Source organism: Micromonospora sp. NPDC047521, assembly GCF_055587305.1.
Genome location: NZ_JBVJGN010000003.1, coordinates 574668 through 599544, shown reverse-complemented (window position 1 = coordinate 599544; position 24877 = coordinate 574668). Strand labels below are relative to the sequence as shown.

Below are 24877 nucleotides of genomic sequence, written 5' to 3'. Positions count from 1 at the left end.
ATTCTGTTGAAGGGCCTTTTTTCGTCGCCGAGTTCGGGCGAGAATGGTGGAATGCCTCCTGAGCCGAATGATGTACGGCCGTATCCGGCCCTGGACGAGGTGGACCGGGCGATCCTGTCCGAGTTGGCTGCGGACGGCCGGTTGCCGAACAACGCCCTCGCCGAGCGGGTGGGGGTGGCGCCGTCGACCTGCCTGACCCGTACGCGGGCGTTGCGGGAGCGTGGCGCGATCCGCGGATTCCACGCCGAGGTGGACCCGGCTGCGCTGGGTCTGCCCCTGCAGGCGCTGGTGTCGGTGCGGCTGACCGCGCACGAGCGGGCGGCCGTGGACGCCTTCCGGGCCCGGTCGGTGCGGCTGCCGGGGGTGGTGTCGGTGTTCCACGTGGCCGGCGCGGAGGACTACGTGCTGCACGTGCGGGCGGCGTCCGGTGACGCGCTGCGCGACTTCGTGCTGGACCATCTGGCTGTCGATCCGGTGGTGCAGCACACCCAGACCAGCCTGATCTTCGAACAGGCGCGCGGGATGGGCTGAGCGGCCCGGATGGAATGAACGGGCAGGCCGGGGAGTTGGCACAACGTGTGATCACCGTACCCTTGTCTGTTCTTGATCTTGCCCCGGTCGCGAAGGGCGCCACCGCCGGCGCCGCGTTGCGGGCCACCACCGAGCTGGCCCGGCGCACCGAGGAGCTGGGCTACCGCCGCTTCTGGGTGGCCGAGCACCACAACATGCCGGCGATCGCCAGCTCCGCGCCCGCCGTGCTGCTGGCGCACCTGGCCGCGAACACCTCGACGATCCGCCTCGGGTCGGGCGGGGTGATGCTGCCCAACCACGCGCCGCTGGTGGTGGCCGAGCAGTTCGGCACCCTGGAGGCGCTGCACCCGGGTCGGATCGACCTGGGCATCGGTCGCGCGCCGGGCACCGACCAGATGACCGCGCTGGCGTTGCGCCGCACGATGGAAGGGCTGTCCGCCGAGGGCTTCCCGAACGAGCTGGCCGACCTGATGAACTACTTCAGCGGGGAGAAGCCGGGGCAGATCGTGGCGACCCCGGGTCGCGGCCAGCAGCCGGCCGTGTGGCTGCTCGGTTCCAGTGGCTTCAGCGCCCAGCTCGCCGGCCTGCTAGGCCTGCCGTTCTCCTTCGCCCACCACTTCAGCTCGGCGAACACCCTGCCGGCGCTGGCCCTGTACCGGCAGAACTTCCGGCCGTCGCAGTGGCTGAACAAGCCGTACGCGATGGTGGCCGTCAACGCCGTCTGCGCCGACACCGACGAGCGCGCCGAGTGGCTGGCCGGGCCGAGCGCCCTGTCGTTCCTGAAGCTGCGCTCCGGCCGGCCGGAGCCGCTGTCGACGCCCGACGAGGCGGCCGCTTACCCGTACACGGAGATCGAGCGGGAGTTTGTCCTGGCCCGCCGCGACGGTCAGGCGATGGGCTCGCCGGAGACGGTCCGTCGGCAGCTGACCGAGTTGCAGGAGCGCACCGGCGCGGACGAGCTGATGCTGACCACGCTCGTCTACGACGTGCAGGACCGGGTGCGCTCGTACGAGCTGATCGCCGAGCAGGTGGCGGGCGGCCTGCGCCAGGACGCGTGAAACACGATCTTCACGTCAGCGTCACCCCGGCGACCCGGACGGTGCCTAATGTTGGTGCCGGTGGTGGTACGGCATTCCCGGTCGGGACGGGTCGGGAATGCCGCGGTGTGGCGCACCGGGCCGGAGCTGAGCGGATTCCGCGGCTGCGGCCCGGTGCCTGCCACCCTAGGCGACCCCGGTCGGGACCGCCAGGGGTCGGATCACCGTAGGTAGATGTTCGGGGTCGGCGGGCCGGCCATCTGATCACCGATGAAGAAGCCCGGATGCGGCGGCTGGTTGTAGGCGGTGTTCTGCCAGGCGACCGCCACCCGGTACTGCGGGTCGTGCATCAGCGTGTGGATCCGGGTGCTGGTCGGGGTGGGTGTGCTGTAGATGCGCAACGCCCGACTGTCGGTGGTCCGCCAGATCACCTCCTCACGCCAGTCCCCCAGGATGTCGCCGGAGAGCGCCGGCGTGGACTTGGTGCCGTTGTTGGAGGCCACGTCGCTGCCGGTGAGCAGCCGGGTCTCGCCGCCGGTGCCGTACTTGTCGATCTTCGTTCCGTCGAGCAGCTCCCGCACCGGGTCGCCGTCCCACCAGGCGAGGAAGTTCGCCGACGACGGCTTGCGGCCGACGTTCTGGCCCCTGGTGTTGGCCAGCCCGGCGACCGCCGACGACCACGACTCCGCGCCGGGGCTGCCCGCCCAGATGTCCGCGGAGACACCCCTGCCGTTGTCGCCCGACGCCGGCGTGGACCAGAGGATCTGACCCGTACGGGCGTCGGCGAACCAGGAGCTGGGCTTGCTGGCGTCCTCGTCGACCTTGAACACCTCCAGGCCGGCGCGGCCCGGGTCCAGGTCCCCGACGTGCAGGGCGTCACCGTGCCCGTTGCCCGTCGAGTAGAGCAGCCGGCCGTTGTCGTCGATGGTGGCGGCGCCGTACACGATCTCCTGCCGGCCGTCACCGTCCACGTCGGCGACCGAGAGCTGGTGGTTGCCCTGGCCGGCGGCGGCGCCGTTGCCGGAGGAGTTCGAGTCGAACGTCCAGCGCCTGGTCAGCGTGCCGTTGCGGAAGTCCCAGGCCGCGATCACCGCGCGGGTGTAGTAGCCCCGGGCCATGATCAGCGAGGGGCGCTGCCCGTCCAGGTACGCGGTGCCGGCGAGGAACCGGTCGACCCGGTTGCCGTACGAGTCACCCCAGGACGACACGGTGCCGCGCGGCGGGTCGTAGTTGACTGTGGACAGGATCGCGCCGTTGCGTCCGTCGAACATGGTCAGGTACTCCGGACCGGTGAGCACGTAGCCGCTGGAGTTGCGGTAGTCCGCCGACGACGAGCCGATGAGCTGGCCGGTGCCGGAGCGGGTGCCGTCGGCGGTCTTCATGGCCACCTCGGCGCGGCCGTCGCCGTCGTAGTCGTACACCTGGAACTGGGTGTAGTGCGCGCCGGCGCGGATGTTGCGGCCCAGGTCGACGCGCCACAACCGGGTGCCGGTGAGGGTGTACGCGTCCACGTAGACGTTGCCGGTGTAGCCGGACTGGGAGTTGTCCTTGGCGTTCGACGGGTCCCACTTGAGCACGATCTCGTAGCTGCCGTCGCCGTTGAGGTCACCCACCGAGGCGTCGTTGGCGCTGTAGGTGTAGCTCTCGCCGCTCGGGGTGCTGCCGCCGGCCGGGACCTGCAACGGCACGTCCAGGTAGCCGTTGCCGAACTGCAGGGCCGGTGCCGACGCCGCCTGCTCGGCGCCGCCCACCACGGCCCGCACGGTGTACGCCGAGCCGGCCGCCGCGCCGCTGTCGAGATAGTTGGTCGCCCCGGTGATGGGGCTGGAGTTGACCCTGGTCGAGCCCCGGTACAGGTTGAACGCCACCCCTGAGGTCTCGGTGCCGAGCAGCCGCCAGGAGACCAGGTTGCCGCCGCCGGAGCGGACGCTGACGAGCCCCCGGTCGAGGTTCTCCATCTGCATCCCGCTGCCGGTCGGCGGTGGCGTGGTCGGCGGTGGCGTGGTGGGTGGTGGCGTGGTGGGTGGTGGCGTGGTCGGCGGCGGCGGGGTCGTCGGCTCGCCGGTGGGCGGGGCGCCGGTGCAGGTGACGCCGTTGAGCGCGAAGCTGGCCGGCGCCGGGTTGCTGCCGTTCCACGAGGCGTTGAAGCCGAACGCGGCGGTGCCGTTCGTCGCGATTGCCGCGTTGTAGTCGACGTTGCGCGCGGTGACCTGCGCGCCGGACTGGGTCACTGTCGCGTTCCACGCCTGCGCCACCTGCTGACCGCCGGCGTACGACCAGGTCAGCGACCAGCCGTTGACCGGGTCGCCGAGGTTGGTGACTGTGACGTTGGCGCCGAAGCCGCCCTGCCACTGATTGGTGACCTGGTAGTCGACGCGACAGCCGACGGCGGCGGCCGAGGCGACGACCGTGCCGACGGTGCCGGCCACGACGGTTGCCGCCGTCGATGCGGCGAGCAGGATCAGCCGATGTCTGGACGGGTGCATGAACTGCCTCCGGGGATCCGGTGGTGACCGCTGCGGCCCACTGCCCCTGCCCGGGAAGCACAGTGGACCGGCTCTGCCGCGACTGCGGCGGACGGCGATCTGATCGGGGGTTGAACGCCCTGGAACTCACGGATCCGGCTCACCGCATCGTAAGGCAAGCGCTTTCCGGTACGCAATCGACGACTGCCGTTCATTTCTTGAGGTCTTGCCCCGACAAGCGCCAGATGATCGACTCGTGGGTGTGAGCGCCCCACACATGAGCCCTGACGAGTTCCGCCGCGCCGGCCACGCCGTCGTCGACTGGATCGCCGACTACTGGGCGACTGTCGAACAGCGACCGGTCGCCTCGTCGGACCCGCCGGGCACCGTCGCCGCCGCCATCCCCGCCACGCCACCCACCACCGGCGGCGAACCGGTCGAGGCGGTCCTCGCCGACCTGGACTCCGTCGTCGTACCGGGGCTGACCCACTGGCAGCACCCCGGCTTCTTCGGCTACTTCCCGGCCAACACCTCCGGCCCGAGCGTGCTCGGTGACCTGGTGAGCTCCGGGCTAGGCGTGCAGGGCATGCTCTGGTCCACCAGCCCCGCCTGCACGGAGCTGGAGACGGTGATGATGGACTGGCTGGCCCACCTGCTGGACCTGCCGCAGCGGTTCCGCTCGACCGGCAGCGGCGGCGGGGTCATCCAGGACTCCGCCTCCTCGGCGACGCTGGTGGCCACCCTGGCCGCACTGCACCGGGCCAGCGGAGGTCGCTGGCGCGACACCGGCATCGACAGGCGCTACCGCGCCTACACCTCCACCCACGGCCACTCCTCCATCGAGAAGGCCGTACGCATCGCCGGGCTGGGCGGCGACGGGGTCCGGTCCATCGAGGTGGACCCGGACACCCAGACCCTGCTGCCCGATGCGCTGCGCGCGGCGATCGAGGCCGACCTGGCCGCCGGTGACGTGCCCGCCATCGTGGTGGCGACCATCGGCACCACCTCCACCACGGCCATCGACCCACTGCCGGAGATCGGGGCGATCTGCGCGGAGTACGGGATCTGGCTGCACGTCGACGCCGCGTACGCGGGCTCCGCCGCCGTCTGCCCCGAGCTGCGGTGGTCGCACGCCGGCCTGGAGTACGCCGATTCGTACTGCTTCGACCCGCACAAGTGGCTGCTCACCGGCTTCGACTGCGACGCGTTCTGGGTGGCCGACCGCGCCGAGCTGATCGAGGCGCTGACCGTACTGCCGGAGTACCTGCGCAACGCCGCCTCCGACTCCGGCGCGGTCATCGACTACCGGGACTGGCAGGTGCCGTTGGGCCGGCGCTTCCGGGCGCTGAAACTGTGGTTCGTGCTGCGCTGGTACGGCGCCGAAGGGCTACGGGCCCACATCCGCTCCGGGGTCGCGCTCGCCGCCCAGTTCGCCGATTGGGTACGTGCGGACGACCGCTTCGAGTTGGCGGCGGCACACCCGTTCTCACTGGTCTGCTTCCGACTGCGCGCCGACGACGACGTCAACGCCGCACTGCTGGCCCGGGTGAACGGGACCGGGCGGGTGCACCTGACACACACCCGGGTCGCCGGCCGCTACACGCTGCGGCTGGCCATCGGCTCCCCGCAGACCACCGAAGCGCACGTCGACGAGGCCTGGACGCTGCTCTCCAACACGGCCAAAAACCTGCTCACCCCCTGACGCCCCTCCCCCGCACCGCACCCCGCACCCCGCACCCCGCACCAAGATCCGCGCATCCTCCTGTGCGATTTCCCCCGCGCGGCATGATCGCGCTCGATCCTGGATGTAGTGGCATCCCGCCAGCCCCACACGCCTCGCCGTCAGTCCGACGGCGGGCTCGCCACCAACCCCCGACGGGCTCGCCGTCGGGCGGGTGCGGAGGGCGGTTCAGCGCGGGTTGGGCGTACCCGTTGCGGCCAACTCGCCCGCGACCACCACGGCCAGAGCGGCGGGGGCAACAGGAAGGGCGTCGGGGGAAGCAGCGGCGGCCTCGGCGGTCACTACCTCGGCGCGGGCCAGGCGGGTACGGCGTAGAGCCCGCACGGCCAACGCCAGGGCGGCCAACCAGCCGGCGGCCAACAGGGCGTACGTGATGGGGCGGACCGGGCCGTCCAGCTCCGCGGAGCGGAGCAGGGTGCGGGCGTTGGTCAGCACGATCACGCCGCCGACGGCCGCGCCGAGGAGTTGGGCGGGGACGATACGCACCAGCCAGGCGGCCAGCGGAGCGGCGATGAGCCCGCCGATCAGCAGCGCGGCGACGGTGGGCAGGAGGAATCCTTCGGTGCCGAGTCCGATCAGGAAGCCGACGCTTGCGGCGCCGGCGACCACGAACTCGGCGGTGTCCACCGAGCCGATCACCTTGCGCGGCTCCAGGCGGCCGGAGACGAGCAGCGCCGGGGTGGCGACCGGACCCCAACCCCCGCCGCCTGTGGCGTCGACGAACCCGGCGACCAGGCCCAGCGGGCTGAGGAATCGGCCGCGCAGCCGCCCGCCGACCCGGTCGGTACGCAGTGGACGGGCGAAGCGGACCAGCAGGTACGCGCCGAGGGTGAACAGGATGCCGGCCATCCACGGCGCGGCGGACTCGGTGGAGATCGAGCTGAGCACCGTGGCGCCGGCGAACGCGCCGATCGCGCCGGGGACCGCGATGCGGCTCACCACGCGCCAGTCGACGTTGCCGAAACGCCAGTGGGCCACACCGGCGGCGAGGGTGGTGCCGATTTCGGCCAGGTGCACCGAGGCCGAGGCGGCGGCCGGGGCGACGCCGGCGACCAGCAGCAGGGTGGACGAGGTCAGCCCGTACGCCATGCCGAGCGAACCGTCGATCAGTTGCGCGACGAGCCCGACCAGCGCGAGAACCAGCAGCTTGCGCACGAGCGCCCCCTGACTTTTCGGTATCTCCTATCGACTTGGTCGACAATGCGGCACGGGGCTGCCAGGGTCAAGCCCCTGATCGGTGGATGGGACGCCAGCCGACGGCGGCGCAGGCTGGGACGCCGCGCAGGTCGGGACGCCGCGCAGGACAGGACGCCGCGCAGGACAGGATCAAAGAGCCTCGGCGAGGGGTCGTCAGATCCAGGCGCGGGGGTCGGCGGCCAGTTCGGTGACCCGGGCGGGCAGCGTGCCGGCGGCCACGTCGGCGACGCTCACCAGCTCCAGGATCTCCCGCTCGCTGGCGCGCAGGGCGATCCAGACCTCCTGGAGGGCGCGGGCCGGGCCGTGGTAGCCGAGCTGTTCCGGGCGCTGCCCGCGGACGTGGGCGAGGGGGCCGTCGATCACGCGGATCACCTCGGCGAGGGAGATCTCCTCGGCCGGGCGGGCGAGCCAGTAGCCGCCCTCCGGACCACGCTGGGCGTGCACGATGCCGCCCCGGCGCAGCTGGAGCAGGATGCTCTCCAGGAACTTCGGCGGGATCTCCTGGGCTCGGGCGATCTGGTCGGCCGTGACCGGCCGGCCGCGCCCGGGGCCGCTTGCCGTCGCGGCGAGTTCCGCGGCCGCGCGGAGGGCGTAGTCGACCCGGGCGGAAAGGCGCATGTCGGCAAGGTTAGCCCGGTGGCCGACCGGCCGGACGAGCGGCCCTCAACCGATCATCCGGCCAGCGGTCGGGTACGTCTCGATCCACCGTCAGGTGGGGCCCGAAAAGCCGCGACGAAGCGACCTTATGCTGGGCGGGGAGTGCGACTGACCAATCGTTAGGGCGGCCTCCGGAAGCATATTGATAAACACCTGGATCACGTCGGGGGGAAGGCAACACGATGACCGATGTCGCCACACGTACCTGGGATGGCATGACCATCCCGGCCGCCGGCACCTATCGTCTCGATCAGGCGCACAAGCGGATCGGTTTCCTGTCCCGACACATGATGGTGAGCCCGGTGCGTGGCGAGTTCGCCGAGGCGACCGCGCAGATATCGGTGGCGGAGGATCCGCTGCTCTCGTCCGTGACCGCGACCATCGAGGCGGCCAGCATCACCACCGGCAGCCTCGACCGGGACACGCATCTGAAGAGCGCCGACTTCCTCGATGTGGAACGCTTTCCGACGCTCGAATATCGAAGCACCGGTATCGAGTGGAAGCGCAACGAGGACCCCATCTTCCAATGGGCACGATTGCGGAGCAGCCGACTCGGCGGACGAGGCAGAAGTCACATTTCCCCGCCGCAGCCCGACTCGCCGTCCGGACGATTCGTCCTCACCGGCGAGCTGACTGTGAAGGGAATCACGCGGGCGGTCGAGCTTCAGGTGAATTACGGTGGCGCGCGCCAGGATCCGTACGGGCAGAACATCTTCGGATTCAGCGCGACGGCGGAAATCAACCGTGAGGACTACGGCCTGCTCTGGAATGTCGCGCTGGAAAGCGGTGGGGTGCTGGTCGGCAAGACCGTGCAGATCGAGATCGCCGGCGAGGCCATCCACCAGGCGTGAGACGCGAATCCCCGCCAGGAGCGCTGGTGTGCGCCTGGCGGGGACGACGGCGGTCTCAGGCGCCGACGCGGCGCAGCAGACCCTCCTGCACGGCGCTGGCGATCTGCCGGCCGTCGGTGGTGAACATCCGGCCGGTGGCCAGCCCTCGCGCCCCCGACGCCGACGGGCTCCAGCAGTCGTAGAGGAACCACTCGTCGGCGCGGAACGGACGGTGGAACCAGAGCGCGTGGTCGAGGCTCGCGCCGACGACCCCGCCCGGCCCCCACACCTCGCCGTGCACGGAGAGCACCGAGTCGAGCAGGGTGAGGTCCGACGCGTAGGTGAGGGCGCAGGCGTGCAGCAGCGGGTCGTCCGGCAGTTTGCCGTCGATGCGCATCCACACCCGCTGGTGCGGGTCGGCCGGCCGGTCCCCCGGGCGGACCCAGCCGGGTTCACCGACGTAGCGCACGTCGATCGGCCGGGGAATCTGGCCCCAGATGCCCAGGCGTTCCGGGTAGCGGGCCAGCCTGTCGCTCATCGTCGGCACGTCCTGCGGGGCGGGCACGTCGGGCGGCGCCGGCGCCTGGTGGTCCAGCCCCTCCTCGGCCCGCTGGAACGACGCCGACATGAAGAAGATCGGCTTGTCGTGCTGGAGGGCTACCGCGCGGCGCACCGAGAAGGAGCGGCCGTCGCGGATGTTCTCCACCTCGTAGGCGATGGGTTCGGCCGGGTCGCCGGGGCGGACGAAGTAGCCGTGCAGGGAGTGCACGAACCGCTCTGGATCGACCGTGCGGCCGGCGGCGACGAGGGCCTGACCGGCCACCTGGCCGCCGAACACCCGCTGCGGGCCGACCCGGGGGCTCATCCCCCGGAACGTCATCGCCCCGGTCGCCTCGAGGTCCAGCACCTCCAGGAGCTGGTCCACCGCCGCCTGGCCGACCGCGACCCGGCCGTCGCTCACTGCAGCGCCCGCGCCGACGCCGCGTCGACAAGCGAGCCCAACTGGTGTACGCGCAGCGTGTTGGTCGAGCCGGGGGTGCCGGGCGGGCTGCCCGCCACGATCACCACGTAGTCGCCCGGGTTGGCCCGGTTGAGGCCGAGCAGCGCCTGGTCGACCTGGCGGAACATGTCGTCGGTGTGCTGCACGAACGGCATCAGGAAGGTCTCCACGCCCCAGGTCAGGGCGAGCTGGTCACGCACCTCGGGGACCGGGGTGAAGGCCAGCAGCGGCAGGTCGCAGTGCAGCCGGGAGAGCCGCCGGACGGTGTCGCCGGTCTGCGAGAACGCGACGAGCGCCTTGGCGTTGATGGCCCGGGCGATCGACGAGGCGGCCACGGTGAGCGCGCCGCCGTGCGTACGCGGGTCGTGCTGCAACCGGGGCACGCCGATCGAGCCGGACTCGGTCGTCGTGATGATCCGGGCCATGGTGCTGACGGTCAGCACCGGATACTTGCCGACGCTGGTCTCGCCGGAGAGCATCACCGCGTCCGCGCCGTCGAGCACCGCGTTCGCCACGTCGGAGGCCTCCGCGCGGGTGGGGCGCGAGTTCTCGATCATGGAGTCGAGCATCTGGGTGGCCACGATGACGGGCTTGGCGTTCTCCCGGCACAGCTGCACGGCGCGCTTCTGCACCAGCGGGACCTGGTCCAGCGGCATCTCGACACCGAGGTCGCCGCGGGCGACCATGACGCCGTCGAAGGCCAGCACGATGGCCTCGAGGTGTTCCACCGCCTCCGGCTTCTCGACCTTGGCCAGCACCGGGCGGAACACGCCCTCCTCGGCCATGATGCCGTGCACGAGCTTGATGTCCTCGGCCGAGCGGACGAAGGACAGGGCGACCAGGTCGACGCCGAGCCCGAGGGAGAACCGCAGGTCCTCGGCGTCCTTGTCCGACATGGCGGGCACGCTGACGGCCACGTTGGGCAGCGAGACGCCCTTGTTGTTGGAGACCGGACCGCCCTCGGTGACCAGGCAGCGGATGTCGTTGCCGGTGACGTCGGTGACCTCGACGGCGACGCGGCCGTCGTCGATCAGCAGCCGGTCACCGGGCTTCACCTCCTGCGGCAACTTGCGGTACGTGCAGGAGACCCGCTCCTTGGTGCCGACGATGTCGTCGCCGGTGATCACGACCGAGTCGCCGGTACGCCACTCGTGCGGGCCGTCGGCGAACCGACCCAGCCGGATCTTGGGACCCTGCAGGTCGGCGAGGACGGCCACCGGCTTGCCAGCCGCCTCGGACGCCTCCCGGACCAGTCGGTAGACCGCCTCGTGGTCGGCGTGACTGCCGTGGCTGAAGTTGAGCCTCGCCACGTTCATGCCGGCCTCGACGAGACCCCGGATGCGCTCCGGGGACGAGGTGGCGGGACCAAGAGTGCAGACGATCTTCGCGCGGCGTGTCACGCCCATCAGGCTAGTCTCTCCTTCGGGTCGAACTCGTGGCCGACCCCTTGCAGGCAGCGGAACAGGTGTCCAACGACGCGCGGTGCGCGTCGGGCCGGCGGGCGGAACCGCACCGGGAACGTTGTGGCGACGGGCAACGGCGACCGCGCGCCGGGAATCGTACGCCTCTGTCGGCGCCGGCACTCGGGGTGCTCCCGAGGGCGGGTCACGTTTCGGGCCCCGGCGGGGGCAGCGTGGGCACCGCGGTGAGCAGGTCACGGCTGTCGTACCGCTTGGCGTGGCGCAGCCGCGCCCAGTTCGGGCCGTACGCCAGGCGGACCCGGTCGGTCTCGGTCGGGCCGAGCAGGTTGGGGTAGCCGCCGGGCAGGGCGAGCGGGGCGAGGGCCGCGGAGGTGCGCTCGGCCCAGGCCCGGTGCGGGTCGGCCTGCTCCCCCGGCGCCCAGACCGCGATGATCTCGGTCAGGATGTGCTCGGTGCGCAGGCCGAACGCGGTGTCGGTGAGCCCGACCTGGGTGGCCGCGCCGTGGAAGTGGTGCAGGGCCATTGCCGAGTACGGCGAGCTGACCCGCCGGGCCGCGTCGACGAGCGTGTCGACGGCGCCGTCGCTGAGCGCCGGCAGCCAGCGGGTCCGCAGCAGGTAGTGGTTGCCGTCGACCATCCCGCCGTCGAACATCCGTAGCGCGTCCGCGTACGGCATGGGGCTGATCTGGTCGACAAGCGGCGTGCCCAGGGCCCGCAGCCGGTCCATCCACGGCTGCCCGGCGGCCAGGTCCGGGCCGCTGTAGAACGGGCAGACGAAGATCACCGGCTCGCCGGCCGGGCCGGGCAGGAAGCCGGCCATCACGGTCAGCTCGTCGGGCGCCTCGGCGAGCAACGCGCCGTAGCCGCGCAGCACGGCGGGCCCCTCGGCCAACGGAAACATGATCATGCCGGCCAGCACGGCGGGCAGCCGGTGGGCGCGGAAGCGCAGCTCGGTGACCACCCCGACGTTGCCGCCGCCGCCGCGCAGCGCCCAGTACAGCTCGGCGTCGTGGTGGGGGTCGGCGGTGACCCGGCGGCCGTCGGCGAGCACGACCTCCGCGCCGAGCAGGCTGTCCAGGGAGAGGCCGAACCGGCCGCACAGCGGCCCGTACCCGCCGGCGAGGGCCAACCCGGCCATGCCCACGTTCCCGACCGTGCCGGTGGGCACCACCAGGTCGTACGGGCGGACGGCGGCGAGCAGCCCGGCGGCCGTGACCCCGCCGCCGACGGTCACCGTGGCCGTGTCCGCGTCGACGCGGACGGCCCGCAGACCTGTCACGTCGAGCACCACGCCGCCGTCGCGCAGCGCCCGACCGGCCCAGTCGTGGCCGCCGGAGCGGACCGACACCGGCAGGTGACACCGGGCGGCGACGCGGAGCACGCCGGCGACCTCGTCGGCGTCCAGGCATCGGGCGACAAGCGCGGGAGAGCGGTCCACGGCGCCGTTCCACAGTCGGGTGGTGGCGGCGAACGCGGGGTCGGCCGGCTCCTGCAGCCGGTCACCGAGCAGGGCGCGCAGCCGGGCGGTGGCCGACGCGACATCGGGGCGGGCGGCGGAGATCACGGCGACTCCTCGACCGGGGCCGACCGGTGGCGCCGGGTACGCCCCGGCGGCCCGCGCAGGGCGCGACCGTAGCACCGGCGGGCGGCCGGGCGCCGTCACCATCACGACAGCCATCGCTGGATCGCCAGGTCAGCTCTCGGTCTTGACCAGCGGGAACTCCAGCGAACCGGCCGGGCAGAGGAACGTCAGCACGTCCACCCGGTACAGCCCGGCCTGCACGGCGGGATCGGCTTCCAGGACGCTGCGGACGTCGTCGACGCTGCCGGTGCGGGCCAGCCCGAAGCCGATCGGCGGGTCCGGGTTGCGGGCCGGACCGTCCACGGAACCGGCGACCAGGATGATGCCGCGCCGCTGCAACGCCTGCATGTGCTCGGTGTGCTCGGCCTGCAACCGCTGCACGGTCTCCGCCGGCAGGGCCCGTCCGGCCGCGCCGGGATAGATCACGATGCACTCGTACGTGTCGAGCGCGAAGTTGAGTTGCGGCACTCCCGTCATGGGCGCTCCCTCCGCCGTCGCGTCGGCACGTACCGGCAGGTGTCGCCGGCACGCGCCAAGCGTCGCACGCCGGTGCGGGCCGTACCTGCCGCTCGGCGCAACTGGCCCCGGTCGGGCGGCGCCTCCCGGTGCCGGGGTTCGAGGCCGCCGGCCCGGTGCCCCGACCGGCTACGGTGGACGATCCGGGCGGCGCGCGCAGGGGAGGTCGGATGGGCGATGACGAGCCGGTGGTGGTCGCGCTGCCGTACGCCGAGGTGACCGACGAGGCGTACGCGGTGCGGGCGGCGGCCGACTTCACGGTGCGGCAGTTCGCGTTCGCGGTGCAGCTCAGCGGGCGGTGCCCCCGCTGCGACCACCCGACCACGAGCACGCTGGTGGACGCGTTGTACCGGCGCAACGCCCCGGCGACGGTCCCGGATGCCGACTACCGGGCGGTGCTCTGCGAGTGCGAGGCCGACCATCCGGCCCGGCCGGCCGGTTCGCGCGGGTGCGGCGCGTACTGGACGGTGCGGCTGGAGGCCGAGGCGTGATCCGGTTACGTCCGGGGCCGCCCGCGACGGTCGCCGACCTGCACCGCGCCCAGCAGCTGGCCGGCCTGCTGCGGGGCGAGCTGGAGCGGGTACGCGCGGCGGCGGTGGCCTGGCGCAACGGTCTCGGCGGGCTGCTGGTGGCGCTTGTCGGGTTCAGCCTGATCCGGGGTCGCACCGACGTCAGCACGCTCGCGTCGGGCTGGGGTGCGTTGGTCGGTGTCCTGCTGCTCGCCGCGCTGACCGCCGGCGTGGGCGGGGCGTTGGCGCTGCTGCGCGCGGCGCACGGCCCGTTGACGGTGATCGCGGTGGCGGACCTTCCGCCGGCTCCGCTCGGCGACCACCTGGAGGCCCTGGCGGCGGTCCGGTTCCTGCGGACCGGGGTGGGGTTGGTGCTGCTCTGCACCGCGCTGCTGGTCGCCGCCGTGGGCGTGACCTGGTACGCGCCCGGTTCCTGACAGGGGCCGTCACGGCCCGAGGTGCGCGTAGCCGGCCCACGTGTCGGGTAGTCCCGGCAGGGCGGCGCGGAGCCGGCGGACCGCCTGGTGCAGGGCCGCAGCCGCCCGGTCGGGCGCGATCCCGCCGGGCACCGCCAGGCCGTCGTACACGTCCGCGCAGAGCTGGGCCGTCAACGCGTCCGAGATGGACCAGAGCGCGCCGATGACGTGCCGGAACCCGGCGAGCTGGAACGCGGTGCCGAGGGTGAGCGCCTCGTCGGGCAGGGCCGCGCCGCCGCGTACCGTCTCGCAGGCGGACAGGACGGCGAGCGCTGCCGGATTGTGGGCGGGTCGCCACAGGTCCCGTACGTGCAGCGCGCCGCCGGCCAGCGCGAGGTGTCCCCAGGCCGGGGCGCGCAGGTCCTGGGTGCCGTGACAGGACAGGTGCGCGACCGGTTGCCCGGGGAGCGCGGCAAGCACCGCCGCCGGGGTGGCCGCCGGGCCGATCAGCGAACGGACCCGGGGCAGGTGCCGGCGGACGATCTCCTCCTCCCGGCCGACTCCGGGCAGGTCGGCCAGGCCCGGGGTCCGGGGCATGCCGACCACGAGCGCCGAGTCGACAGGTTCGGCTCGGGCGGGTACGCCACGGCGGGCGTGCGCGAGCGCGCGCAGCGAGGCCGTGTACGACGGCACCACCCGGTCCAGGACCCCGTCGCCGCCGTCGAGTGGGCCGGCCGCGTGCAACGGCAGCAGGGTGAGCAGCCCGGTGGGGCACCACCACAGCCGGGGCCAGTCCGGCTCGGACGGCGCGGGTGTGGGCAGGGCGGCGTCGAGCGCCGGTGCGGCGACGGTACGCCACAGCCAGTCCAGCGTGTCGGCGACCTCGCCACGGGCAGCAACCCGGCGGCGCTGCGTCTGCGGCTCCGCGGCGTCCGGCTGGGCCGGACCGGTGAGCACCGCGATCGCGGTGAGGAATCCGGCCGTCCGGCTGACCAGTTCGGCAAGGGTCAGGCCGGGCAGCGGCACCAGCCCGACCTGGCCGTCGGCGACGACCAGCGCGTCGCAGCGCCGGGCGGCCACGTTGACCAGCACCACGGGACCGCCGGCGGCGGCCCCGGCCAGCGCGGCGAACGGCGGCGGGCGCAGGAAGTCGGCGAACCCCTGCCGCTGGCGGATCTCGGCAAGCACCTCACGCCGGCGTACGGCGAGGTCGTAGCGCCGTTCCGGGGCCGGCCCGGGCGGACCGACGGGTGACATCGACACGGCCGGCGGCACGGCGAAGTCGTCGAGGGTGGCCTGGATCTCGGTGAGCCGGGCGGCCAGCCGGGGTGCCTGCGCGCGGAGCGCGGCCAGGTCGGCGCCCGCGTCGTGGGCCCGGGTGAGCAGGACGCCCCGGCCGTACTCCAGCAGCTCGACCGCGCGCTCCGGCCGGCCCAGGTCGACGGCGACGGCCGCCGCGTCGCTCGCCAGCCCGGAGAACAGCCCGAGCAGGCGAGCCTGGTCGTCGGGGTCCATGCCGTGCCAGGCCACCAGGTCGATCAGCTCGATCGCTGTGGCGTACCCGTCGAGCGCGGCATCCAGGTCGCCGGCCGCCTCGGCGTGCGCGGCGTACCGGCTGGCCGCCCTGGCGCGCAGCAGCGACGGCGCGGCCTCCACTCGCGCGGCGGCGCCCAGCGCCTCGGTTGCCTCGGTCGACTCCGCCGCCCCGGCGACCGCCTCCAGGGCGGTGGCGAGGTTGCTCAGGCACATGGCGCGGGCGGGATGGTCGGCGGCCAGCGCGTCGACAGCCCCCCGGTACGCGGCCAGCATGGCCTCGCCGTCGGCGCGTACCCCGTCGGCGTCGGCGCGTTGCGCCCGGAAGCGCAGCAGCAGGGCGTTGCCGAGGTTGGTGCGGATCCGATGCCGGTCCACGTCGGCCGACGGCAACCCGTCCAACCGCTGGAGCAGGCCGATCGCCTCGTCCAGTGCCGCCGGGTCGTCGCGCAGTCGGTGCCGCAGCAGGTGGGCCAGGGCGAGGGTGGCCAGCGTCTGGGCGTACTCGACCGGTTCGGCTTCCCGCTCGGCCAGGTCGGCGGCCTCGCGCAGGGCGGTGATCGCGGCGTCGGAGTCCCGGGCGACGCGGGCCGCGACCCGGTCCTGGGGTTCCCCGCCGGCGGGCAGCGCGCCCTCGACGGCGAGTTCGACACGGCGGTTCAGCGCGGAGCCGTAGTTGGTGAGCGCCAGCATCCGGTCCGGGTGCCCCGGTGGCGCGGCCTCGGTCGCCTGGGCCAGCACCCCGACGGCCTCGGTGAGGGTCGCCAGGTCCTGCGTGGAGGCGAACAGGGACTGCAACACCAGGCCCAGGTTCGAGCGGTAGCGGGGCAGCACTGCGGCGTCCGGGGCGGCGGCGGCCACCGCGTCCCGCAGCGCCACGGCGGCCGGCTCCAGCAGCTCCGGCTCCCCCGCGAGGTCACTGAGCTCCCGCAGCGTGTTGCCGAGGTTGTTGAGCACCTGGTGGCGCAGCGGGTCGGCGCGGGGCAGCAGCGAGCCGGCCTCGGTGAGCGCGTCGCGGGCCGCCCGCAGCGCGTCCACCCCACCCAGGTCGACCTGTCCCCTGGCGAGCGTGTAGCCGAGGTCGGCGAGCCGTCGGGCCCTCCCCGCCGGGTCCCGCTCGGTGGCGACGGCGTCGCGCACCAACCGCACCGCCTCGGTGATGTCATCGACGCGCCGCCGCTGCTCGTACCGGGTGACCAGCAGGCCGGCCAGGGCCTGCCGGGCGTCGGCGCGGTCCGGTCCGCCGTGGGTCGACCCGACAGACCCCACCACCCGGTACGCCTCGATGGCGGCGTCGAGGTCGCCCGGGGCGCCGTCGACCTCGTGCCGTACGGCGAGCAGGGAGGCGAGCCCGGCCTGGGCGGTGCCGGCCAGGTCCGGGGCGAGCCCTCCGAACCCGCTCAACGCCGACCGGTACGCGTCGATCGCGGCGTCCCGGTCCCGGTCGGCGCGGTCGCGCAGGAACCGTTCGGCAAGAGCCGTGCCGTGCAGCGCCGCCATCCGGGGATCACCACTGTCGCGGGCCGCGCCGAGGGCGTCGACCGCCTCGTCGAGGTCGCCGGGCCGCCTGAGCAGCCGCCACCTGTCGCGTAGGCGCTGCCCGAGGTTCGCGCGTGCCATGGCCGCCACCGGGGCGGCCGCGCCGGCGGTCCGGGATGCCTCGCGCAGCAGGGTGATCGCCTCGTCCAGGTCGGCCGGGTCGCTCCCGGTGTCGTACCTGTCGCCGAGGACGTTGCCGAGGTTGAACAGTCGCGCCGGCCGTTCCCGGTCCCCTGCTGGGGTGGACTCCAGGCTCTCCCGGTGCGCGTCGATCGCGGCCGGCAGGGCGCGCCCGCGTCCGAGGTGCTGGAACTGGTCGCGGTGCACCTTGCCGAGCGCGGACAGGTAGTGCGGGCGCTCCGGCGTGCCCGGCGGAGTGGCGGTGACCGCCTGGCGCAGCAGCGTCTCGGCCCGGTCGGCGGCCCGGTAGTCGTTGCTCGCCTCCGCCGCGCCCATCAGCATGACCGCCTCCACGTACCGGACACCGGCCGTGTCGTCCGCCTGCCGGGGGTTCGGGACGCGGGCGCCACCCGGGCGCGCGAGGCCCAGGACGGCCAGCAGCGACGGCGGCACCCGGTGCGGGGCGAAGCGCAGGAGGAACTCGGTGAGCTGGACGGCCCGCGCGAGGTCGTCGGCGTCCTCACCCGGGGGCAGCAGCTGGTAGCGGTACGAGTGCAGGCAGGCGAGCAGGACCATGCCCTCGGCCACCTGCTCCGGCAGCGGCCCGTCCGTCGGCGTGCCGGCGACCAGCTCCATGACCAGCTCGGCGTCGCGGATCGCGCCGGAGTCGAGCACCTCCCGGGGGCTCAGGGTGGCCGCGAAGCGGTCCAGCCGCTCCCGCAGCTGGCGTACCGGGTCGGACCTGAACCGTCGCCACATCGCGCCTCCCCCGACCGGCCTGGTTCAGGGGTAGCAGACCGGACAGGTCGCATACCAGTGGCAGGAAGATGCGAATTCCGGACAGCTGTCGTGTTCCCTCCCACAGGCTCCCCCGGGGTAGGGCGGCGTGATTCGGGGGATCATCACCTGGGCGGCGGGTGGCTGGCCTCCCGCCGCGACGACATGATTGGGGAACCGCGTATGGCGACCGACATCAGCAAGCAGCCCGCGAAGGCGTCCGGCACGTACTCGATCGGCGGCGACATCCAGGTCAACCGGCTCGGCTACGGCGCGATGCAGCTCACCGGCCCCGGTGTGTGGGGTGACCCGAAGGACCCGGCCGAGGCGCTGCGCGTGCTGCGCCGGGCTGTCGAGCTGGGCGTGACGTTCATCGACACCGCCGACTCGTACGGGCCGTTCGTCTCCGAGCTGCTGATCCGCGAGGCCCTGCACCCGTACGCCGACGACCTGGTCATCGCGACCAAGGCCGGGCTGAGCCGCTCCGGTCCGGGTGACTGGCGGCCCCTGGGCAGGCCGGAGTACCTGCGCCAGCAGTGTGAGCTGAGCCTGCGCCACCTGGGCCTGGACAGCATCCCGCTGTACCAGTTGCACCGGATCGACCCGCAGGTGCCGCTCGCCGACCAGCTCGGCGAGCTGGCCCTGCTGCGCGAGGAGGGCAAGATCCGGCACATCGGGCTGTCCGAGGTGAGCGCGGAGCAGATCGAAGAGGCCCGGGCGATCACCGAGATCGTCTCGGTGCAGAACCTGTACAACCTCGCCAACCGCAGCGCCGAGGACGTGCTGGAGTACTGCGAGCGCAACGACCTGGCGTTCATCCCGTGGTTCCCGATCGCGACGGGCGAGCTGGCCCGACCGGGTGGCCCGCTGGACGCGATCTCCACGGGCCACGGCGCCACACCCGCGCAGCTCGCGCTGGCCTGGCTGCTGCGCCGCTCGCCGGTGATGCTGCCGATTCCGGGTACGTCCTCGGTGGCGCACCTGGAGGAGAACGTGGCAGCCGCCGACGTGCGGCTCACCGACGACGAGTTCGAGGCGCTCGCCAAGGCGAGCTGACCCGCTGCCGGGTCGGACACCACCGTTCAGCCGGTGGTGTCCGACCCGGACTCGCGGGCGGCCCGCAGCGCCTCGGTGGCCTGGGCCAGCAGGCGGGCCGAGTCGGTGCGCCCGGTCACCTGGAGTTCCACCTCGGCGTCCCCGGCCTGGATCCGGATGCTGGCCCCGGATTCGTCGCGGCTCCGGTGCGGCGGCCCCCGCGGGCCCGCCGCACCGGAGCGGGTCAGAGCGCCACGCAGTTGGGTCGCACCGGACCGTCGACCAGGGCGCCGCGCACGATTGTGTACGCGGTGCCGTCGAGCACCAGACCGAGGTGCCCGACGACCCGCAGCGGGCAGTACGCCTGGATCAGCACGTTCGTCGCTCCGTCGTTCACGGCGGCGTTCCCGGTGGGGCGGACCAGTTCGTCCTGCAGGGTGCGGATGGTGGTGTACCGGACCGCGCCCGGTGTGTCGTCACCGGCGTTGAGGTCGGCGAGGAACGCCGAACCGATGGTCATCTGCTGGCAGGCCACGACCCCGGCGCAGCTGCCCAGGCCCAGGAACGCCACGATGTTCGCCACGTACGTGCCGTACTGCGGGGTGCCGAGGCTGACGTACCTGCCGATGGTGGCGGTGCCGCCGAGCCGTTTGAGGTAGTAGCGGCTGACCAGGCCGCCCTCGGAGTGGGCGACGACGTCCACCGTCGACGCTCCGGTGCTGGTCCGTACCTGCTCGACGAAGCCGGCGAACGCGCGGGCGGAGGCCGGGATGTCGCCGAGGCCGAGGCCGGGCAGTTGGTAGATGAAGGTGCGGTGGCCGTCGCCGCGCAGCCGGGCGGCGATCGGCTCGTACGCGACGGCGACGCCGCTGAGCCCGCCGACCACGATGACGGGGTTGGCGGCGGCTGCCGGTGCGGGGTTGGCGGCGGGGGTGGGGGCGGCCGCCGCGGGGGTGGTGGTCACGAGGACGGCGGCGGTGGCGAGGGCCAGGGCGAGGGCGGTCTTTCGGAGCAGCATGGCTGCACCTCCGGAGGGAGGCGCCCGGCGGACCGGGCAGGTGGGTGGGGGTGTCCGGTCGACCGTGCGCCGATGATGCCCGCAACAATTTGGAAACGTCAATGGCTTGTTACGCGCGGGTAACCCGTTGTTCCGCCGGGGGTGCAAACGGGCATACCGCCGGGCTCCATATCGGACGGAGCCCGGCGGCTGGCATGCTGTGGCAGTGGCCGCGGACGAACCCCCCGAACGCCAACTACGGGTGATGCCGTGGTGGCTGGTCCTGGTCGGTCTGCTGGTCGCCGTCGCCCTCGGCTGGCTGGTCCTGGACCTGCTGCTCACCGAGGCCGACCGGGCCGGGCAGCCGGACACCCGCGCCACTCTGCGCATCGACGCGATCCGCACCGGGTTGACAGTGGTAGCCGGCACCGGCGGCGGGCTGGCGCTGCTGCTGGCCGCCCGCCGCCAGTGGATCGCCGAACGCGCGCAGCGGCACCAGGAGAGCGTCGCCGCCCGCGACCAGGCCCACCGCGACCGGGTGCAGGCACACGCCGAGTCGGTGGCCGAGGCCGCGCAGCACCACCAGGATCGGCAGTCCCGGTCGGCCGAACACGACGCCGCCGAACGCCGGCTCACCGAGCTGTACACCCGCGCGGTCGAGCTGCTCGGCAACGACAGCGCGGCCGTACGCCTCGGCGGGCTGCACGCCCTGGAACGCCTCGGTCAGGACAATCCGGCGCAACGGCCGACGATCGTGGCGGTGCTCTGCGCGTACCTGCGGATGCCGGCGCCGAACGACGAGCCGCGCGAGACGGAGGTCCGGCGCACCGCGCAGCGGGTCCTGACCCGGCACCTGCGCGCGGACGACGCGGACCACTGGCCGGGCATCGTCCTGGACCTGACCGGCGCCACGCTCGTCGACTTCGACGCCGCCGGCTGCACGCTTGTCGACGCGGACTTCAGGCGTGCGGTGTTCACAGGCACGACCAGCTTCGCGGGGGCAACGGTGCGCGGGTCACTGCTGTTCGGGGCGGCGGCCGTCGGTGACGTGGTCTTCGACGGCCTCAACGCCGAGGCGGAGGTCGTGCTGGACGGCGTGCGGTTCGGCGGATCGGCCAGCTTCGAGGGGGCCGCGTTCGACGGCCTGTCCTGCCGGCGGTCCCGCTTCGCCGGCCCGACCTCGTTTCGTCGGGCGACCTTCGGCCAGCCGACCAGCTTCGACGCGACCCGCTTCGAGGACACCGCCTCGTTCCGGGAGGCCGAGTTCCTCAGCGCCCTGTCGATGGAGCACACCGAGTTCGGCGGGTCGGCCAGCTTCCGCTCGGTCCGCTTCACGAACATGGCGCTGTTCCGCTGGACGATCTTCGGTGCCGAGGCGCTGTTCGACGGTGCCCGCTTCACCGACGCCGCGAACTTCGGCAGAGCCCGCTTTCACAGCATGGCCAGCTTCCGCGACGTCCACTTCAGCCGGCCGCCGCAGGTCGAGCAGGCGCGGGCGGTGGTCGATCTCGGTCACCGCTGGCCGGCGGGCACCGTCGTGAAACGGCTCGACGACGAGTGGCTGCTGCTCGTCGACGGTTGAGCGGTCAGCGGGCGGCGGCCGTGGGGCGCAGCCCGTCGAGGGCCACGCCGAGCACCCGGTCGCGCTGCTCGGGCGAGGGGAACTGGGCCATGGTGAGGCCACTGATCAGCCGCACCACGTCGTCGAACACGATGTCGTCACGCACCACGCCGGCGGCCTGCGCACGGCGCATCAACGGGTCGCCGGCGGCGTAGATCTCCGTACGGCAGCTCTGGAAGATCTCCGAGTCGTGCAGCAGCTGCTCGGCGAGCGCCCTCTTGGTGGCGACGTACGCGACGAAGCGGTGCAGCCACGCGACAAGCGCGTCCCACGGGGGCAGCTCGGCCAGGTCGGCGGCCGAACTGCTCAGCGCCCGGACCTCCTCGACGTAGACGGCCTCGAAGAGGTGCCGCCGGGTCGGGAAGTTGCGGTAGAGCGTGCCGATGCCCACCCCGGCCCGGCGGGCCACGTCCTCCAGGGAGGCGGCGGCGCCGTTCTCGGCGAACGCGTCACGAGCCGCGATGACCAGGGCGTCGTAGTTGCGCCGCGCGTCGGCTCGTTTGGGCCGGCGCGCGAAGACCTCGGGCGTCTGCCCCCCGCTGGTCATGACGTGCGTCACCTCATCCTGGTTGCATCCGGAGGCACCCCTCCGCTAGCTTAGTGGAGGCACCCCTCCGGAAATGCCGGAGGGAACCCTCCGGTTAGCTTACCTCGGGACCCGCCCGATCCGCCTGGCCACCCGATCGCCCGGACCCCGACATCCCGCCCGCCGCAGACGGCAGGGCCACAAACCTCCTTCCGTACCATCATCAGGAGTTCTCTCTCGTGTCAGTGACCTCCCGACGCAGCTCGCGTCGGCTCACCTTCACCGTGCTCGCGGCCGGCGCCGGGTTCTTCGCGATGCTCCAGTCGTTGATCACTCCGGTGCTGCCGACCATCCAGCAGGACCTGCACACCTCCCAGAACACAGTGACCTGGGTGCTCACCGCCTACCTGCTCTCCGCGTCGATCTTCACGCCCATCCTCGGCCGCGTCGGCGACATGGTCGGCAAGGAGCGGATGCTCGTCGTCTCGCTCGCCGCGCTCGCCCTCGGCTGCCTGCTGGCCGCCGTCGCGCCGAACATCGGCGTCCTCATCGTCGCCCGGGTCGTGCAGGGCATCGGCGGCGCGGTGTTCCCGCTGTCGTTCGGCATCATCCGCGACGAGTTCCCCGCCGCGCGGGTCGGCTCCGCCGTCGCCGCCATCTCGGCGATCGTCGCCGCCGGCGGTGGCCTTGGTGTCGTGCTCGCCGGCCCGATCGTCACCGCGCTGGACTACAGGTGGCTGTTCTGGATCCCCATGGTCGTGGTCGGGCTGACCGCCGTCGCCGCGCACCTGTTCATCCCCGAGTCGCCGGTGCGCACGCCCGGCCGGATCGACTGGCGCGCCACAGTGCTGCTCTCCGGCTGGCTTGTCGCGCTGCTGCTCCCGATCAGCCAGGGCGCGTCCTGGGGCTGGACCTCCACCCGGGTGCTGGGCCTGCTGGCGCTCGCCGTGGTGCTGCTCGTCGGCTGGCTGGTCGCCGAGGTGCGCTCGGCCAACCCCCTTATCGACATGCGCATGATGCGCCTGCCCGGCGTCTGGACCACCAACCTGGTAGCCCTGCTCTACGGCGCGTCGATGTTCTCGGTGTACGCGTTCCTCCCGCAGTTCGTGCAGACCCCCACGTCCGCCGGCTACGGGTTCGGCGCCAGCATCAGCCAGGCCGGCCTGCTCATGCTGCCGATGCTCGTCGCGATGTTCGTCGCCGGCCTGGTCGCCGGGCGACTCCAGTCCGTCTTCAGCGCCAAGGCGCAGCTCGCCACCGGCGCCGCGTTCAACGTGGCCGCCTCCGCCATGCTCGCCGCCGCGCACGACACCCGCTGGGAGGTCGCCGTCGCCGGCGGCCTGGTCGGCCTCGGCATCGGCCTGGCCTTCGCGTCGATGGCCAACCTGATCGTCGGCAGTGTGCCGGCCAGCCAGACAGGCGTGGCGACAGGCATGAACGCCAACATCCGCACCATCGGTGGCGCGATCGGCGCCGCGGTGGTCAGCGGCGTGATCACCGCCCACCCGCAGGCCAGCGGCCTGCCCCGGGAGGCCGGCTTCACCACCGGGTTTCTCGTCCTCACCGCGATCGCCCTGGCGGCCGCCCTCGCGGCCCTCGCCGTCCCGTCCGCCCGGCGGGCGTCGGCCGGTCGCCGGCCGTCCACCTCGACGATCGTCGAATCCGAGCTAGCCGGCGAGTTCGCCACCATGCCCGCCACCCGCTGAGGTTCCGTGTCACAGCCCGGGCGGTTCGCCGCCCGGGCTGCGGCATCTCCGGGAGTACGCTGGCCGCTCCCCGTCCACAGTCGTCTCGTCTCCAGGATGTGCCCATGCCCGAGATGTTGACCACCGAGCGGATCGAGGAGATCGGCTCGGTGGGATCCGAGAGTCCGGACCCGGCCGCGCTCGTCGCCGAACTGGTGGGCGCCGTCGACGAGGGGCGTGTCGCCGACCCGGACGACACCGGGTACGCGCTGCTCGTCGCCGCGGACATCCTGGAGCAGGCCGGTGACCTGGCCGACGCGCTCGCCCTGGCCACCCGCGCCATCGCCGAACAACCCGACGAGAACGCGTACGCCCGGGCGGTGCGCGGCGGCCTGCTGCTGCGCCTGGGCCGCTCCGACGAGGGCATGCGCGAGCTGGCCGAGCTACGTCCGCTGCTGGAGACCAACCCCGACGCCACGTACCTGGTCGACGAGCTTGCCGAGTCCGGCCACACCGAGACGGCGCTGGAGTGGCTCACCGGCGCGCTGGACGCGATCCTGGAACGGACCCGGACCCAGCAGCACGAGTCCGAGGACGCGCAGGACGAGGCCGCCGCCATGATCTACGGGTTGGCCCAGCGGCGGCACGACCTGCGCGAGGAGTTGGGCCTCCCCCACGACGAGTACGACAACCTCGCCGACCGGCTGCGCGCCGCCAGCAACCACGCCCTCGACGCCATCGACGACGGCCCGGCGACGCTGCTGTACTGGCCGCGGGCCGAGTTCGACGCCCTGCTGGCGCGCTGGCCGGCGCTCGTCGACAGCTACCCGTCCACCTGGGACGAGCACCGTACCCAGATCGAACGCGCCCTCACCGAGGCCTCCGGCCTGGGCGGCGGTGAACTGGGCGTGGTGGCCGGCAGCGTCGAGGGCCTGGCCGCCTTCGCCGGCGACGACCCCATCGACGAGGAAACCCTCGACGAGTACGCCGACAGCCTCGACGAGACAGGCCTGACCGCCTGGCCACCCGGGCGCAACGACGCCTGCTGGTGCGGCTCGGGCACCAAGTACAAGAAGTGCTGCCTGCCCCGCTCGCGTGGCTGAGCGATCTCCTGCCGGACGGGCCCCGCGTCGTCACACCGT

20 protein-coding genes are annotated in these 24877 nt (G+C 73.0%); 10 read left to right on the top strand and 10 right to left on the bottom strand.

Annotated elements, in window-relative coordinates; genetic code table 11:
* Window positions 1-51: 51 nt before the first annotated feature.
* Both ACZ6N8_RS10465 and ACZ6N8_RS10460 read left to right on the top strand, forming a co-directional pair.
* On the top strand, window positions 52-531 hold the full coding sequence (locus ACZ6N8_RS10465; RefSeq protein WP_088949299.1) for an Lrp/AsnC family transcriptional regulator: 480 nt from the start codon (window positions 52-54) through the stop codon (window positions 529-531).
* 14 nt (window positions 532-545) lie between these two features.
* Window positions 546-1589 (top strand): LLM class flavin-dependent oxidoreductase, encoded by a 1044-nt coding sequence (locus ACZ6N8_RS10460; RefSeq protein WP_466009062.1) that lies wholly within the window; start codon window positions 546-548, stop codon window positions 1587-1589.
* A 200-nt stretch (window positions 1590-1789) separates the two neighbouring features.
* Here the strand turns inward: ACZ6N8_RS10460 and ACZ6N8_RS10455 are convergent, their stop codons facing one another.
* Complete coding sequence (locus tag ACZ6N8_RS10455; protein ID WP_466009060.1) at window positions 1790-4054, bottom strand: rhamnogalacturonan lyase family protein; 2265 nt, start codon at window positions 4052-4054, stop codon at window positions 1790-1792.
* Between the two features lie 241 nt (window positions 4055-4295).
* Here ACZ6N8_RS10455 and ACZ6N8_RS10450 point away from each other — a divergent pair, with 241 nt between their 5' ends.
* Window positions 4296-5735, top strand: coding sequence for a pyridoxal-dependent decarboxylase (locus ACZ6N8_RS10450; RefSeq protein WP_466009058.1), 1440 nt, complete (start codon window positions 4296-4298; stop codon window positions 5733-5735).
* A 207-nt stretch (window positions 5736-5942) separates the two neighbouring features.
* Here the strand turns inward: ACZ6N8_RS10450 and ACZ6N8_RS10445 are convergent, their stop codons facing one another.
* Both ACZ6N8_RS10445 and ACZ6N8_RS10440 read right to left on the bottom strand, forming a co-directional pair.
* Window positions 5943-6929, bottom strand: a complete 987-nt coding sequence (locus ACZ6N8_RS10445; protein ID WP_466009057.1) for a sulfite exporter TauE/SafE family protein — start codon at window positions 6927-6929, stop codon at window positions 5943-5945.
* Window positions 6930-7124: 195 nt separating this feature from the next.
* A complete protein-coding gene (locus ACZ6N8_RS10440) occupies window positions 7125-7589 on the bottom strand; it encodes an RrF2 family transcriptional regulator (protein ID WP_007462839.1) in 465 nt (154 codons plus the stop codon).
* Between the two features lie 221 nt (window positions 7590-7810).
* Here ACZ6N8_RS10440 and ACZ6N8_RS10435 point away from each other — a divergent pair, with 221 nt between their 5' ends.
* The gene (locus ACZ6N8_RS10435) at window positions 7811-8479 is read left to right on the top strand and encodes a YceI family protein (protein WP_466009055.1); all 669 of its coding nucleotides are present in this window, start codon (window positions 7811-7813) and stop codon (window positions 8477-8479) included.
* A 55-nt stretch (window positions 8480-8534) separates the two neighbouring features.
* Here ACZ6N8_RS10435 and ACZ6N8_RS10430 read toward each other — a convergent pair whose 3' ends face one another.
* From ACZ6N8_RS10430 to ACZ6N8_RS10415, 4 genes are all read right to left on the bottom strand, one after another.
* Window positions 8535-9419: an acyl-CoA thioesterase gene (locus tag ACZ6N8_RS10430; protein WP_364362672.1), complete on the bottom strand. Its 885-nt coding sequence runs from the start codon at window positions 9417-9419 to the stop codon at window positions 8535-8537.
* On the bottom strand, window positions 9416-10864 hold the full coding sequence (gene pyk, locus ACZ6N8_RS10425; protein WP_466009054.1) for a pyruvate kinase: 1449 nt from the start codon (window positions 10862-10864) through the stop codon (window positions 9416-9418). Before pyk ends, ACZ6N8_RS10430 begins: the two co-directional genes overlap by 4 nt.
* A 199-nt stretch (window positions 10865-11063) precedes the next feature.
* Window positions 11064-12443, bottom strand: a complete 1380-nt coding sequence (locus ACZ6N8_RS10420) for an FAD-binding oxidoreductase (RefSeq protein WP_466009052.1) — start codon at window positions 12441-12443, stop codon at window positions 11064-11066.
* A gap of 129 nt (window positions 12444-12572) precedes the next feature.
* Window positions 12573-12938, bottom strand: a complete 366-nt coding sequence (locus ACZ6N8_RS10415) for a YciI family protein (RefSeq protein ID WP_364362669.1) — start codon at window positions 12936-12938, stop codon at window positions 12573-12575.
* A 209-nt stretch (window positions 12939-13147) separates the two neighbouring features.
* On the opposite strand from ACZ6N8_RS10415, the gene ACZ6N8_RS10410 reads away from it, so the two are divergent.
* Window positions 13148-13468, top strand: a complete 321-nt coding sequence (locus ACZ6N8_RS10410; RefSeq protein WP_466009050.1) for a hypothetical protein — start codon at window positions 13148-13150, stop codon at window positions 13466-13468.
* Entirely contained in the window at window positions 13465-13923 is a 459-nt protein-coding gene (locus tag ACZ6N8_RS10405) for a hypothetical protein (RefSeq protein WP_466009048.1), read from the top strand. Before ACZ6N8_RS10410 ends, ACZ6N8_RS10405 begins: the two co-directional genes overlap by 4 nt.
* 9 nt (window positions 13924-13932) lie before the next feature.
* Here ACZ6N8_RS10405 and ACZ6N8_RS10400 read toward each other — a convergent pair whose 3' ends face one another.
* Window positions 13933-17853 carry a CHAT domain-containing protein gene (locus tag ACZ6N8_RS10400; RefSeq protein ID WP_466009046.1) on the bottom strand — a complete coding sequence of 1307 codons (3921 nt, stop codon included), beginning with the start codon at window positions 17851-17853 and terminating at the stop codon, window positions 13933-13935.
* Between the two features lie 201 nt (window positions 17854-18054).
* Here ACZ6N8_RS10400 and ACZ6N8_RS10395 point away from each other — a divergent pair, with 201 nt between their 5' ends.
* Window positions 18055-18927 (top strand): aldo/keto reductase, encoded by an 873-nt coding sequence (locus tag ACZ6N8_RS10395; protein WP_466009044.1) that lies wholly within the window; start codon window positions 18055-18057, stop codon window positions 18925-18927.
* A 223-nt stretch (window positions 18928-19150) separates the two neighbouring features.
* Here ACZ6N8_RS10395 and ACZ6N8_RS10390 read toward each other — a convergent pair whose 3' ends face one another.
* On the bottom strand, window positions 19151-19924 hold the full coding sequence (locus tag ACZ6N8_RS10390; protein WP_466009042.1) for a lipase family alpha/beta hydrolase: 774 nt from the start codon (window positions 19922-19924) through the stop codon (window positions 19151-19153).
* Window positions 19925-20129: 205 nt separating this feature from the next.
* Here ACZ6N8_RS10390 and ACZ6N8_RS10385 point away from each other — a divergent pair, with 205 nt between their 5' ends.
* The gene (locus ACZ6N8_RS10385) at window positions 20130-21485 is read left to right on the top strand and encodes a pentapeptide repeat-containing protein (RefSeq protein WP_466009040.1); all 1356 of its coding nucleotides are present in this window, start codon (window positions 20130-20132) and stop codon (window positions 21483-21485) included.
* Window positions 21486-21489: 4 nt separating this feature from the next.
* On the opposite strand, the gene ACZ6N8_RS10380 is transcribed toward ACZ6N8_RS10385, so the two are convergent.
* Window positions 21490-22071 (bottom strand): TetR/AcrR family transcriptional regulator, encoded by a 582-nt coding sequence (locus ACZ6N8_RS10380; RefSeq protein ID WP_364362662.1) that lies wholly within the window; start codon window positions 22069-22071, stop codon window positions 21490-21492.
* Between the two features lie 218 nt (window positions 22072-22289).
* Here ACZ6N8_RS10380 and ACZ6N8_RS10375 point away from each other — a divergent pair, with 218 nt between their 5' ends.
* Both ACZ6N8_RS10375 and ACZ6N8_RS10370 read left to right on the top strand, forming a co-directional pair.
* Window positions 22290-23756 (top strand): MFS transporter, encoded by a 1467-nt coding sequence (locus ACZ6N8_RS10375; RefSeq protein ID WP_466009038.1) that lies wholly within the window; start codon window positions 22290-22292, stop codon window positions 23754-23756.
* A 104-nt stretch (window positions 23757-23860) separates the two neighbouring features.
* Entirely contained in the window at window positions 23861-24838 is a 978-nt protein-coding gene (locus ACZ6N8_RS10370) for an SEC-C domain-containing protein (RefSeq protein ID WP_466009036.1), read from the top strand.
* The last annotated feature ends 39 nt before the right edge of the window (window positions 24839-24877 follow it).

What these genes read in the sequence shown, in the direction of transcription:
- ACZ6N8_RS10400 (WP_466009046.1), bottom strand. Translation starts at nt 17,853, where the DNA reads ATGTGGCGACGGTTCAGGTCCGACCCGGTACGCCAGCTGCGGGAGCGG.
- ACZ6N8_RS10455 (WP_466009060.1), bottom strand. Translation starts at nt 4,054, where the DNA reads ATGCACCCGTCCAGACATCGGCTGATCCTGCTCGCCGCATCGACGGCG.
- ACZ6N8_RS10465 (WP_088949299.1), top strand. Translation starts at nt 52, where the DNA reads ATGCCTCCTGAGCCGAATGATGTACGGCCGTATCCGGCCCTGGACGAG.
- ACZ6N8_RS10435 (WP_466009055.1), top strand. Translation starts at nt 7,811, where the DNA reads ATGACCGATGTCGCCACACGTACCTGGGATGGCATGACCATCCCGGCC.
- ACZ6N8_RS10395 (WP_466009044.1), top strand. Translation starts at nt 18,055, where the DNA reads ATGGCGACCGACATCAGCAAGCAGCCCGCGAAGGCGTCCGGCACGTAC.
- pyk (WP_466009054.1), bottom strand. Translation starts at nt 10,864, where the DNA reads ATGGGCGTGACACGCCGCGCGAAGATCGTCTGCACTCTTGGTCCCGCC.
- ACZ6N8_RS10380 (WP_364362662.1), bottom strand. Translation starts at nt 22,071, where the DNA reads ATGACCAGCGGGGGGCAGACGCCCGAGGTCTTCGCGCGCCGGCCCAAA.
- ACZ6N8_RS10460 (WP_466009062.1), top strand. Translation starts at nt 546, where the DNA reads ATGAACGGGCAGGCCGGGGAGTTGGCACAACGTGTGATCACCGTACCC.
- ACZ6N8_RS10410 (WP_466009050.1), top strand. Translation starts at nt 13,148, where the DNA reads ATGGGCGATGACGAGCCGGTGGTGGTCGCGCTGCCGTACGCCGAGGTG.
- ACZ6N8_RS10440 (WP_007462839.1), bottom strand. Translation starts at nt 7,589, where the DNA reads ATGCGCCTTTCCGCCCGGGTCGACTACGCCCTCCGCGCGGCCGCGGAA.
- ACZ6N8_RS10370 (WP_466009036.1), top strand. Translation starts at nt 23,861, where the DNA reads ATGCCCGAGATGTTGACCACCGAGCGGATCGAGGAGATCGGCTCGGTG.
- ACZ6N8_RS10415 (WP_364362669.1), bottom strand. Translation starts at nt 12,938, where the DNA reads ATGACGGGAGTGCCGCAACTCAACTTCGCGCTCGACACGTACGAGTGC.
- ACZ6N8_RS10390 (WP_466009042.1), bottom strand. Translation starts at nt 19,924, where the DNA reads ATGCTGCTCCGAAAGACCGCCCTCGCCCTGGCCCTCGCCACCGCCGCC.